Source organism: Cellvibrio sp. PSBB006 (assembly GCF_002162135.1).
GTDB lineage: Bacteria > Pseudomonadota > Gammaproteobacteria > Pseudomonadales > Cellvibrionaceae > Cellvibrio.
This window is the reverse complement of record NZ_CP021382.1, coordinates 3,850,179-3,861,847: the sequence shown is the minus strand read 5'-3', so window position 1 is coordinate 3,861,847 and position 11,669 is coordinate 3,850,179. Positions and strand designations below refer to the sequence as shown.

At 50.5% G+C, this 11,669-nt stretch carries 12 protein-coding genes; 1 reads left to right on the top strand and 11 read right to left on the bottom strand.

Going from position 1 to position 11,669, the window contains the following annotated elements; all coding sequences use genetic code 11:
* Window positions 1-41 precede the first annotated feature (41 nt).
* The 11 genes from CBR65_RS16125 to CBR65_RS16075 form a co-directional block, all read right to left on the bottom strand.
* Window positions 42-1,433: a lipopolysaccharide assembly protein LapB gene (locus tag CBR65_RS16125; RefSeq protein ID WP_087467804.1), complete on the bottom strand. Its 1,392-nt coding sequence runs from the start codon at window positions 1,431-1,433 to the stop codon at window positions 42-44.
* Window positions 1,434-1,446: 13 nt separating this feature from the next.
* The gene (locus tag CBR65_RS16120; protein ID WP_087467803.1) at window positions 1,447-2,067 is read right to left on the bottom strand and encodes an energy transducer TonB; all 621 of its coding nucleotides are present in this window, start codon (window positions 2,065-2,067) and stop codon (window positions 1,447-1,449) included.
* Between the two features lie 6 nt (window positions 2,068-2,073).
* Window positions 2,074-2,478, bottom strand: coding sequence for a biopolymer transporter ExbD (locus CBR65_RS16115; protein WP_087467802.1), 405 nt, complete (start codon window positions 2,476-2,478; stop codon window positions 2,074-2,076).
* A 37-nt stretch (window positions 2,479-2,515) separates the two neighbouring features.
* The gene (locus tag CBR65_RS16110; RefSeq protein ID WP_087467801.1) at window positions 2,516-3,043 is read right to left on the bottom strand and encodes a MotA/TolQ/ExbB proton channel family protein; all 528 of its coding nucleotides are present in this window, start codon (window positions 3,041-3,043) and stop codon (window positions 2,516-2,518) included.
* 10 nt (window positions 3,044-3,053) lie between these two features.
* The gene (locus tag CBR65_RS16105) at window positions 3,054-4,427 is read right to left on the bottom strand and encodes a MotA/TolQ/ExbB proton channel family protein (RefSeq protein ID WP_087467800.1); all 1,374 of its coding nucleotides are present in this window, start codon (window positions 4,425-4,427) and stop codon (window positions 3,054-3,056) included.
* The gene (locus tag CBR65_RS16100; RefSeq protein WP_087467799.1) at window positions 4,424-5,206 is read right to left on the bottom strand and encodes a DUF3450 domain-containing protein; all 783 of its coding nucleotides are present in this window, start codon (window positions 5,204-5,206) and stop codon (window positions 4,424-4,426) included. Before CBR65_RS16100 ends, CBR65_RS16105 begins: the two co-directional genes overlap by 4 nt.
* Window positions 5,207-5,500: 294 nt before the next feature.
* A complete protein-coding gene (locus CBR65_RS16095; protein ID WP_087467798.1) occupies window positions 5,501-6,010 on the bottom strand; it encodes a dihydrofolate reductase in 510 nt (169 codons plus the stop codon).
* Window positions 6,011-6,040: 30 nt separating this feature from the next.
* Entirely contained in the window at window positions 6,041-6,880 is an 840-nt protein-coding gene (locus CBR65_RS16090) for a thymidylate synthase (protein WP_087467797.1), read from the bottom strand.
* A 24-nt stretch (window positions 6,881-6,904) separates the two neighbouring features.
* A complete protein-coding gene (gene lgt / locus CBR65_RS16085) occupies window positions 6,905-7,720 on the bottom strand; it encodes a prolipoprotein diacylglyceryl transferase (protein WP_087469117.1) in 816 nt (271 codons plus the stop codon).
* Between the two features lie 116 nt (window positions 7,721-7,836).
* Window positions 7,837-10,098, bottom strand: coding sequence for a phosphoenolpyruvate--protein phosphotransferase (gene ptsP, locus CBR65_RS16080; protein WP_087467796.1), 2,262 nt, complete (start codon window positions 10,096-10,098; stop codon window positions 7,837-7,839).
* A gap of 119 nt (window positions 10,099-10,217) precedes the next feature.
* Entirely contained in the window at window positions 10,218-10,766 is a 549-nt protein-coding gene (locus CBR65_RS16075; protein ID WP_087467795.1) for an RNA pyrophosphohydrolase, read from the bottom strand.
* A gap of 235 nt (window positions 10,767-11,001) precedes the next feature.
* On the opposite strand from CBR65_RS16075, the gene CBR65_RS16070 reads away from it, so the two are divergent.
* Window positions 11,002-11,658, top strand: a complete 657-nt coding sequence (locus CBR65_RS16070) for an HAD family phosphatase (protein WP_232461225.1) — start codon at window positions 11,002-11,004, stop codon at window positions 11,656-11,658.
* The last annotated feature ends 11 nt before the right edge of the window (window positions 11,659-11,669 follow it).

Here is an 11,669-nt window from a genome sequence, read left to right as displayed (position 1 = left end):
TGGCTTTTTTATTGGAACTAATGGGACCAACTTACAAATGCTTAGCCTTGCTTCAGAGAAGCGACACGCGCTTTTTCTCTCTCTGCAAAAGTAATATATTGCTTAGCCAAGCTATTACTCCGCTCATCTTTCGCTGCTTCCCTGAAGGATTTAATTGCAGCATCAAACTTACCCAGGCTCAGCTCAGCATTACCAATTGCAAGTAATGCCTGGTCTCTGCGCTTCAGCTTGCCTTTCTTCAGCGCTGCATTACCCGCTTCAATAGCATCTTCAAAGCGGTCGTTGAGGCTATAGAGTGTGGCTAAAGTATGAAGCAGATTACCGTCATCCGATTTTCTTGCCGCCTTTTCCATTTCAACAAGGGATTTATCGTATTCCGCCGCCGCACGCCATGAGTTAGCTAACAACTCAAGATTTTTAGCGGTGGGTTCAATGGATTTATCCTTATTGATACCTTTATCAAGCACTTTAGCTGCTTTATAAGGCACTTCAGCTTCAAGGAAATATGATGCAAGAATGACTAAATCTTTCTCGCCAGTCACACCACCCATTAAATAAGCTGTTTCGAGTGCTGATAACTTTTGTTTATCACGCTCCAGAATGCCGTAAACCTGCGCCAACTGACGCCAATAAGAGGCTTTGGGGTAATGGCGTACCAATTTCTCCAGTACAACTACACCGTTTTTGTAGTCCTCTTTCTCGAAGTACAAACCACGCTGCAAACCATACCATGACTCTTGGGGAACCTTGCCCGCCGCTTCCTGTGCCCGCACAGCTTCATTGATGTTTAGCAAAGCATTCTTGCTATCTTCCAACTGATAGTAGAGCGTGCCAAAGAGATAGTGTTGTTCCGGTTTGATTTCGCTAACGTAATCAGTCCATTTCAACATCATATCCAGGGATTTACGGTAATTTTCCTCGTTACCATAAAGCTGCGCCACAGTCAGCGTGGTTGAAGCCTCAAGACTAACCGGAATGTTAGGCACCTGGCGCAACACCAACTCGAACTGCTCACGCGCTCTTTTATAATCTTCCATACCGTAATAGGCATAGGCAAAGAATTGATAAAGCTGCGCTTGTTCATATGGGTTTAGCTTGTCTTTATTTCTGGCAAGACCATTCAAAACCTCAAGGGCTTTACGCGGGTTTGGCGCCGGCGGCTTGCTGCCATCTTCAGGTTCTGGCGGCTGCAGCAGGTTACCAACTTCCGTCAGTCCCTTCGCAAAGTCCTGGCTTACACCAGGCAAACGACGCGGTTCAAATTGCTTGTTCTTAGCCTTTACTTGCGCTTCAACAACATCAAATTTAATTAATGTCTGGCTCGGAGCAACTGACGTTGCAACAAGTGTTACAACACCCGGCGTTATCGCCAACACACTTGCCAGCAACGTCTTATTAAGAGCTGTTGAAACGATCGACTTAAACGATTTCATATTCACACCTCTCTTACTTTGCCAACTCGTACACGAATCTGTTGCGGACGCCCGGAACTTCAATCGGTACACCATCAACTACCTTCGGACGATATTTGAATCTTTCCGCAGCGCGAATTGATGCCCGGTTGAATACAGACGTTGGTTTACCATCTTTAGTCGTGCAATCAATAGCAACCACGTCTTTGGTAGATCCATTAGCCGTAACGGTAAATTCCACAGTACAGAAACCTTCAATACCGCGTGATGCAGCATTACTGGGGTACTCTGGAGCAACCTTCACGATAGGCAGATATTCACCGTCACCACTAAAGCCACCAATGTTCATGGCAATATCAGTATCGAAGGTTGGCGCTTCCATATTAAGGCCATCAAGATTCGCATCAGGCGCATCAAATTCCGGCTCGGGGATATCGGGCGGAGGAGTTTGAGGCTCTTCCGGTTTTTCCGGCTTAGCCTCTTCGTAGCGTGTCTCGATCTCGGTTTTTGGCATCTGAACATCGGCAATCTTGGTCTCTTTCTCTTCTGGAGCTTCACCAAGATCTTTGTTGATCAACGAATGCATCAAAAACAGAAGCAAGAAGGTGGCAACCACCCCCAAGCCTCCAGCTATACCTACTCTTGCAATGTTCATAGCGGCCTATTTCTTTTCAGTTGAGACAGCGACATCATTCACGCCTGCTTCACGTGCAGCCGTGGTGATATCAACTAACAGCTCGATACTGGCTTCACTATCAGACTGGATTACCACAGTTCCTTTGGGATTTTCAGCCAATAGGCGTTCAATAGCCTGACGAACACCGCGCGGATCAACACGGTTCTTATCAATCCAGATTTCATTGTTATTGCTGACAGCAATCAAGATACTGGCACGTTTTTTCTCATCCGCTGTGGTCGCTTCAGGACGATTTACTTCGATACCAGCTTCTTTAATGAAAGTTGCCGTAACAATGAAGAAAATCAACATAATGAAGACCACGTCAAGCATGGGCGTCAGGTCAATCGCCTGCGCTTCTTCTTCGGGTTTTGCACTATTTCTGGCCATGAGAAATCTCTTCGGTTAATTCTTTAGCACATGAACCTTAGTGATCCATCGTCAGGTGGTCGGCAAACAGTTGATTTTCGCGCTCTGCAATACGGGTCAAATAGGTATTGATAAACAAACCGGACAGCGCAGCAACCATACCCGCCATGGTAGGGATAGTTGCTCTCGACACACCACCAGCCATTTGTTTAGCGTCACCACCACCCGTGGTAGCCAACACGCCAAACACTTCGATCATACCGGTCACCGTACCGAGCAACCCCATCAGAGGACAAACTGCAATCAATGTTGCAATCATGTCCATGTTCTGCTGGATCTTGTCGGACATGCGCGAAATCATAGCCTCACGAATTCTGTGTGCATTCCAGGACTTGCGCTCTTTACGCGCCTCCCAAGCATCCAGAGATCGTTGTACGTCACCTTTCAGATTCCCTTTGAAATACCAGACGCGCTCAAAAGCCAACGTCCACATTACAAAGGTGAGGGCGGCGATCCAATACATCAAAGGGCCGCCCTGATCCATAAAGGCTCCAATGGCTGCAAATGCGTCCATTAATGCCTGCATGAGTTATCTCCTACTTGCGTTCAGCGTTTTCGGCGATGATACCTGCAGTCTGCTCTTCCAGGACATGAACGATACGCTTGGCGCGACCGTTAACCAGGGTGTGCATCAGGACCACAGGAATTGCAACAACCAGACCTTGTACCGTTGTAACCAGCGCAGCAGAAATACCGCCCGCCATATTTTTAGGGTCACCCGCACCGAAGATGGTGATAGCCTGGAAGGTTTCGATCATACCGGTTACGGTACCCAACAGACCCAACAACGGAGCGACGGCTGCAATGATCTTCAAAATAGCCAAGCCACTTTCGATAGCAGGACGCTCTTTCAGCACAGCTTCTTCAAGCTTCAACTCCAGCGTTTCATTGTCAGCTTTAGGGTTGTCCTCAGCCACTTTGAGCACACGACCCAATGGATTGTTCGGGTTTGGTTTGCTCGACTTAAGCTGCGCACTAACTTTTGCACTAACACCGAACAACACCAGAATACGCCACAAGCCAAGCAATACACCGAAAATACCCACACCGGTGATCACATAACCAACCAAACCACCGTGATGCCATTGCTCAACAAGCGTTTCTTTGTTGATCAGTGCAGCAAGTAGGGAACCGCCAGTTGGGCCAGTAGGATCAATACCTACACCAGTCAAACCAGACGTAGATTCTTGCAACGCGGAAGCGCCTGAAGAAAACCCGTCGGGCTGACGTGGCAATTCGGAAATTTTGCCACCTTCAAAGCTCAGGTACTGACCGTTAGAGACCAGATTCCATACGCCAATACGTACGATTTCCTGCTCAGCTCTGTCACCATTAGGCTTAATAACAACACCATTGAATTTGCTGACACGGCCACCTTCAACCATCTCACGCTGAACTTCATACCACAGACGCTCAATCTCAGCGATGGTAGGCAACTTGGTGTTGCTGTTCATTTTGTCGATCAGGTCTTCAAGGAAGTCACCACGATTCGGGTATTGAGCACTTACCAAAGAACTTTCGGTAGCTACACGCAAATCACCGGCAGTTGAAGTCAAGTGACCAAACAGTTCGCGCATTGAACCAAGACGTTCATTGAACTGGGTTCTTTTAGCGGTAACTTGCAACTCCTGGTCAGAGTGAACTTTTTCCAAACGCTCTGAGCGGGTCTCTTCAGCCTGGCGAGTCGCTTTAGCCTGGGCCAGCAAATTAGCCTGGTTGGCTTTGTTGCGCGAAAACTCGGCTTCACGCTGACGGTGTTCGGCAGACTCAGCGATCTGGGATTTTTTTACCATATCCAACAGTTGGTCCAGCGTTGCAGCCTTGTCAGCCTGCTGCGCCAGGGCAAAACTGCTGCTCAGCAAACCTGCGGCCACGAGAGCCATGCAGCTTTTTACAAACTTCATCTTCATTGTGCTGCCTCCGGAGCTTGAACAGGTACGGTTAAGATGTCTGGAGAGGCTTGTTTACGTGCGATACGCAAACCTTTGAGAATGAGAGAACGGTATGAGTCATCCAATTCAACCCATGCGTTCTGACCCGCATCCCAAGCACCGGACAGCTCGGTATCAGTAGTTTGATACATAAGCGAGACACGGCCGACCTGAAGAATGTTCACTTCACGATCCTGACCACCGACGTTAAGGGTTGCTTTGTACTCATTCAGGAAGCGACCGTAATCGGATTCGATTTTGTAGGCTTCGAGTACCTGGCGGAATTTTTCGGAAACGGAGATATCAGCACGATCCTGATTGTCACGCAGCATTTGAATGCGGTTTTGACGCTCTTCCAAAAGGAAAGGTTTATCCAATGCAATAAACTGTTCCAAAGCATCCAGCATACGCATGATCAGCGGTTGAATCTGGCGCTCAACCACAGTGACCTGTTCGATAGAAGCATCGAGATCTTTGATAACTTGCAGCTGGGCAGCAACTTGTTTTTCCAACTGGGCATTGTAAACGCGCAGACCTTCGATTTCTTTGCTGACCGCTTTGAATTCTTGGGTAAGGTCATCAGTTTCCTGAGCCAGTCGATCAATACGTTTTTGTGATTCTTGTGCCAAGGTCGTCTTGGTTTGACCTACCTGGAGAACTGCATCCAGGGTTTGATCTGCCTGAGCAACGCTACCCATTAGCGCGCCGGCAGAAAGCACGGTGGATAAAACCACGGCTTTCAATCGCTGTTTTTTCATATTCCCCCCAACTCGGGTGCTTCATCAAGTGAGTTTGCGACAGTAACGGAAGTGCCACAGACGCGTTATCCACGTAGCCTCGAAAGCGAGGCAATTAAGAACGCCGCATTGTAATAAGAGCTTTCGCCCACATTCAATGTTTTATCCAAAAGGCTTTCTACGTGTGTACTTAAGTATCACTGCGGTAACAGTGACATATTTCAAAACCAACAATAAGTAACATTTAGCTAAAAATTACGCCATTTGGCGCATTTTTCACCTCGATTATAAGAACCAAAGGTTATTAGAGGTTACTTATTGACCAACTCGCTCCAGCACCCAAAAACTATGCGGCTCTGAGGATTGAGCGTCACCCTCTATGGCAGATACTTTTAACCACTCCTGCGGAGATAATTCCGGGAAATATGCATCCCCGGGAAAATTTTTTTTAATTCGTGTCAAATAAATTTTCTGGGCACGCTTTATGCTAGCTCGGTAAATTTCGGCTCCACCAATGACCAGCGCCTCATCTATCCCCTCATCAGCGCTGGTAACTACACCCTCAGCCAACTCGATAGCCTGATCAAGGTCGTGGGCCACCAGCACACCCTCAGCTTGCCAATCCTGCTGGCGAGTGATCACGATATTAGTCCGCCCCGGTAAAGCTCTACCGATGGAGTCGTATGTCTTCCGCCCCATAATAATGGGCTTGCCCATCGTCGTTGCCTTGAAGTACTTCAGATCTTCCGGCAGATGCCATGGCAAACGATTTTCACAACCAATAACGTTATTGGCCGCAGCAGCGACAATCAGGGCTAGTTTCACCAGGGTTGTACTCCAGTTGTTTGCGCTTAATTAGATTGCAATCGGCGCAACAATTCGCGGATGGGGTTCATAACCGGCAAATTCAAAGTCTTCCAGTTGATAATCAAAAATACTGCCCGGATGGCGCTTGATGATGAGCTTGGGCAATTTTTTTGGCGCGCGGTTCAATTGTTCGTACACAATTTCGTCCGTTATGTGGTTGTTATACAAATGACAATCGCCGAAGGTGTGCACAAAATCGCCCACACCCAACCCACACTGCTGCGCAATCATATGCGTTAGCAGCGCATAACTGGCAATGTTGAAAGGTACCCCTAAAAAGAGGTCTGCACTGCGCTGATAGAGCTGACACGACAATTTTCCTTCGGCCACATAAAACTGAAACAACGTATGGCAGGCAGCTAACGCCATACGCCCCTGCTCAACATTCTGTTGTGGACTCAGGGACTCATCGGGCAGATCAGCCGGGTTCCAGGCACTTACAATCAGTCGACGCGATGTCGGACGGGTTTTGATTTGTTCGATAACCTGGGAAATCTGATCGATCGTACTGCCATCCGGACAGGCCCAGCTGCGCCACTGTTTGCCATATACCGGCCCCAGCTCACCTTCGGCGGTCGCCCATTCATTCCAGATGCTACAGCCTCGCTCCTGCAGCCAGCCCACATCTGTGCGCCCCTGCAAAAACCACAGCAATTCAACAATCACGCTTTTAAGATGAACCGTCTTGGTAGTTACCAGCGGAAAACCTTGCTTAAGATCAAACCTGAGCTGCCGACCAAAGACTGAGCGGGTTCCGGTACCGGTGCGATCGCCTCGCTGAATACCGTTTTCCACTACATCGCGCATCAGGTCAAGGTATTGTTTCATTTATATGACTCTCTCAACATTCGCTCATTTTTTGCTGACGCCAACTGCATCCGGGGTTTTGCTTGGCCAATAGGCATAGATCATTAAACCGATACCGAGGAAAAACAGAGGAATTGACAATAATTGTCCGCGAGTCATCCAACCCAGCAAGTCGAAACCGATATGACTGTCTGGCTCTCGCACAAACTCCACCAGGAAGCGGAATGCGGCATAAAAAACCAGGAAAAGACCACACACAGCACCACGCGGGCGCGGTTTACGTGAGAACCAGAACAGGATAATAAATAACACCAGACCTTCCAGAGCGGCCTGATATAACTGCGAAGGATGCCGTGGCAAACCGGACGGGTCGCGCGGGAAGATCATTCCCCACCGGCTATCGGTCACCCGACCCCACAACTCCTGCCCGATGAAATTCCCCAGACGCCCAAAGCCAAGCCCCAGAGGAACAACAGGAGCAATAAAATCCATCAGGGCTAGATAGGGCTTATGGATGCGGTGAGCGTAGATCAGCATGGCCACAATGACGCCGATAAGCCCACCGTGGAATGACATGCCGCCTTCCCAGACACGAAACAACCACAGCGGATCGTTCATCCAGGTCTCAAACTGGTAGAGCACGACATATCCCACCCGGCCACCGATAATCACGCCAAATGCGCCGTAGGTAATCAGATTTTCTACCTGCGCCTTATTGATCAGCGCATTGGGGGCTTTGGCTCGATGCGTGGCAAGCAGCCATGCGCTGGCAAACGCCAGCAGATACATCACGCCATACCAGTGAATTTTGAGGGGACCAATAGCCAGTGCGACGGGATCGATCTCGGGGTAGGTCAACATAGTGGAAAAATAGCCTGTGGGATCAAGAACGCGGGCAATCATAACACCATTGATCGCTCAGTCACCCCCTGAGGTGGCAGTTAAGTCATGCAAAGGTTTTGCTGAGCGTAGAAAAGCTAATCCTGCGCAGCGGGCCTGATCAAACGCGTAACGCCCGCTTCTTTCAACGCCTGATCCAGACGCTGACGAATCTGCTCGGCATTCACCATCGTCATAACCTCAGCCAGCAAGGCTTTGGCTTGCTTCAGGGTTATGCTGCGAATCACTGATTTCACCTTGGGCAAATTCGTTGCGTTCATGGAAAGCACATCGTAACCCATAGCCATCAACAGAATGGCAGCGCCAGGGTCACCGGCCAGCTCACCGCAAATGCCGACACTGACGCGCTCAGCATGCCCTTCCGTAACAATATGCTGCAATGCCCGCAATACAGCCGGATGAAACGCCTGATAGAGGTCGGCTACGCGCGCGTTATTGCGATCGACGGCAAGCAGGTATTGTGTAAGGTCGTTACTGCCGACGGACAGGAAATCCACACGCGTCGATAATTCACGCACCTGGTAAACCGCTGCCGGGACTTCGATCATCACACCGATATGCGGCATCTTGACCTTGAAGCCTTCTTCCAGCAGCTCATTGAATACGCGATGGATTAATAATTTTGAAGACTCCAGCTCTGCTACGCTGGTGATCATCGGCAGCAAGATACGCAGGTTATCCAACCCCTCACTGGCTTTGATCATCGCGCGCAATTGCGCCAGGAAAATCTCCGGGTGATCAAGCGTGACACGAATGCCGCGCCAACCCAGGAAGGGGTTGTCCTCTTCAATAGGAAAGTAAGGCAACGCCTTGTCGCCGCCGATATCCAGGGTGCGCATGGTGACGGTATGGGGGGCAAAGGCCTCCAACTGCTCGCGGTAAATTGCCCGCTGCTCTTCCTCGCTGGGAAAACGGTCGCGCAACAGAAAAGGCACTTCGGTCCGGTACAGCCCCACACCTTCGGCACCCCGCTCCAGGGAGCGGACGACGTCGGTCATCAGACCCGTATTGACCCACAGCGGTAAGCGATAATGATCCAGCGTCTCACAAGGTAAGTCCTTGAGCGCCTCCAGCCCCTTAACCAGCTCCTGCTCTTCCAGGAAGATCGCTTTGTAATGCTTGCGTAGCTGGGGACCGGGATCACTGTAGACTGTGCCTTTATAGCCATCAACAATGACCGAGCGTTGGTCCATCTGGGTGTAAGGTAAATCCACAGCGCCCATTACCGTAGGAATATCCATGGCGCGCGCCAGGATGGCGACGTGCGAGTTGCTGGAGCCGAGCACCGACACCAGACCGGCCAGCTTTTCCTTGGGAATTTCACCCAACATGGAAGCCGTCAACTCCTCACCGATGAGGATGGTTTTGTCGGGATATACCCGGCACTTCTGGTTGGATTCCTGTAGGTAAGCCAGCACTCGCCGACCCAGGTCGCGCAGATCCGTGGCCCGCTCGCGCAAGTAGGGATCATTCATACTGTTGAAGGTGTTTTCGTGTTCGAGGATAACCTCGCTCCACGCATAGGACGCGTTAGTACCACGCCGGATGCGCTCCGAAACTTCGCTGCCCAGTGAAGCATCATCCAGCATGGCCAGGTAAGCATCAAAAAGCGCCTGTTCTTCGCGGTTGATCCGACTGCGCAATTGTTCGCCCAAGGATTTAATATCCTCACGAACCGCCATCAAACACTGTTGAAAGAACGCCAACTCGGCGTCCACATCGGTGCAAGCCTTATAAGGGACTGAGCGTAAATCCGCTGGCGGGGTGATGACCACGGCCTCACCAATGGCAATACCCGGTGCGCCGGAAACACCGATAAATTTTGCCTGGGTGGCTTTGTCACCCATGATATCCATTGCGCCCGTGGCTTCGGCATGGGCAATAACCCCGGCAAGCTGGGCCGACATGGTGACCAGAAAAGCTTCATCTCCTTCGTCGAAACGACGCTGTTCTACCTGCTGAACAACGAGTACGCCCAACACTTTGCGGTGGTGAATGATCGGCACACCAAGAAAAGAAGCGAAACGCTCTTCACCGGTTTCAGGAAAATATTGATAACTCGGGTGAGTCTCCGCGTGCTCCAGATTAACCGGCTCCTCCCGCATGACGACCCGGCCGACCAGACCTTCGCCGGGGCGCAAACGCACTTTACCTACCGCATCAGCATTCAAGCCATCGGTCGCCATAAGGACATAATCGCCTTTGGGATTACCGAGATAGACGGAGCAGACCTGCGTACCCATAGCCTGTTTGACGCGCGTGACGATAATCGCCAGCGCTGTCTTCATGTCGCGGGCGGCATTGACTTCCTGAACAATACTGCGGAGTGAATTTAACATCGGGGTGAACTGCCTGGTTGTTGTCTGTCGGTGATCTGCGCACGCTGATAGCGCGTGGGAAGATCGCCCTGATTCAGGAGCTTCTCATGGATACCAGGTTGCACATGTCCCGGAGAAGCTTATCTGGCTCTTAGTAAGGTAGCATGTGTACCGCCGGAAACCGATGAATTCTCAGCGAGCGCACCATCTTCCAATTGGCTGTGATCCAGGGATAATTCTTTTAATGCCCGTCGATACACATCGCGCTTGAACGCTACTACCTTGCTCAGCGGATACCAATAACTGACCCAGCGCCAATCATCAAACTCAGCCCGCCCACCGTTTTCCAGACAAATACGGCTTTCGTCAGTACGCAGGCGCAACAAAAACCATTTTTGCTTTTGCCCGACGCAGAGCGGTTGAGAGTTATGTCGAACCAAGCGGCTGGGCAAACGATAACGCAGCCAACCACGGGTGCAGGCAAGAATCTCCACATCTTCTGGATGGAGACCTATTTCTTCATGAAGTTCACGGTAGAGCGCCTGCTCCGGCGTTTCATTGGCATTAATGCCGCCCTGCGGGAATTGCCAGGCATCCTGCCCGCCCACACGCCGCGCCCAGAGCAATTGGCCCCGGTCGTTGGTAAGCATGATGCCCACGTTAGGGCGAAATCCATCGTTGTCTATCACGGGGCTGATTATCCTGGCTAACAAGCAGTATGTGGGACTGCTCTTTCATTATTTGGTCATGATTTTCGCGTAATGCTGTTGCGACCTATTGTTCCACAAATCTGTTGCACACAGCAATTCACTCAACGCTCGCCAGCCAGTTTAAAAAAATGTGAGAATCTGCACATAGTTGTTGAGTGGGTTACACACAATCGCTATGCTAGCCGCCACTTCGAACAACCCCTTCAGGTACGCTGTGACCCTCGCTATCTTTGACCTCGACAACACCCTGATCGCCGGCGACAGCGATCACAGTTGGGGCGAATTTCTGGTAAGTAAACAATTGGTTGATGCCGTCGAGTATCGCCGCCAGAACGACCTTTTCTACCAGGCCTACAAAGATGGCTCCCTGGATATCCATGCCTACCAGCGTTTTGCCCTCTCACCCCTGGCTCGCTTTACCGCAACAGAACTGGCGGAATTGCACCAGGAATTTATGACTATCTGCATTGAACCGTTGATGTTGGTCAAGGCACAGACGCTGTTGCAACATCACCGCGACAATGGCGATTACCTGCTGATCATCACCGCTACCAACAGTTTTATCACGCATCCGATTGCGAAACATTTGGGCGTGGATGACATCCTGGCAACAGATCCTCAGGTCATTGATGGGCGCTATACCGGCGAGATTATCGGTACACCCTGCTTTCAGGGTGGCAAGGTGACTCGCCTGAACGAATGGCTGGCCAGCGAGGGACATTCTTTGGATGGCAGTTATTTTTACAGCGATTCCTACAACGACCTGCCGCTGCTGGAACAGGTTACTCACCCGGTGGCGGTAGATCCGGATGAGCGTCTGCGTCAAACCGCAGAAACGCGTAACTGGCCGATTATCAGCCTTCGGGATTAATGGACAACAAC

Excerpts from the sequence above, each read along its gene's own strand:
- CBR65_RS16110 (WP_087467801.1), bottom strand. The coding sequence starts at position 3,043 with ATGCAGGCATTAATGGACGCATTTGCAGCCATTGGAGCCTTTATGGAT.
- lgt (WP_087469117.1), bottom strand. The coding sequence starts at position 7,720 with ATGTTGACCTACCCCGAGATCGATCCCGTCGCACTGGCTATTGGTCCC.
- ptsP (WP_087467796.1), bottom strand. The coding sequence starts at position 10,098 with ATGTTAAATTCACTCCGCAGTATTGTTCAGGAAGTCAATGCCGCCCGC.
- CBR65_RS16090 (WP_087467797.1), bottom strand. The coding sequence starts at position 6,880 with ATGAAACAATACCTTGACCTGATGCGCGATGTAGTGGAAAACGGTATT.
- CBR65_RS16115 (WP_087467802.1), bottom strand. The coding sequence starts at position 2,478 with ATGGCCAGAAATAGTGCAAAACCCGAAGAAGAAGCGCAGGCGATTGAC.
- CBR65_RS16100 (WP_087467799.1), bottom strand. The coding sequence starts at position 5,206 with ATGAAAAAACAGCGATTGAAAGCCGTGGTTTTATCCACCGTGCTTTCT.
- CBR65_RS16105 (WP_087467800.1), bottom strand. The coding sequence starts at position 4,427 with ATGAAGATGAAGTTTGTAAAAAGCTGCATGGCTCTCGTGGCCGCAGGT.
- CBR65_RS16125 (WP_087467804.1), bottom strand. The coding sequence starts at position 1,433 with ATGAAATCGTTTAAGTCGATCGTTTCAACAGCTCTTAATAAGACGTTG.
- CBR65_RS16120 (WP_087467803.1), bottom strand. The coding sequence starts at position 2,067 with ATGAACATTGCAAGAGTAGGTATAGCTGGAGGCTTGGGGGTGGTTGCC.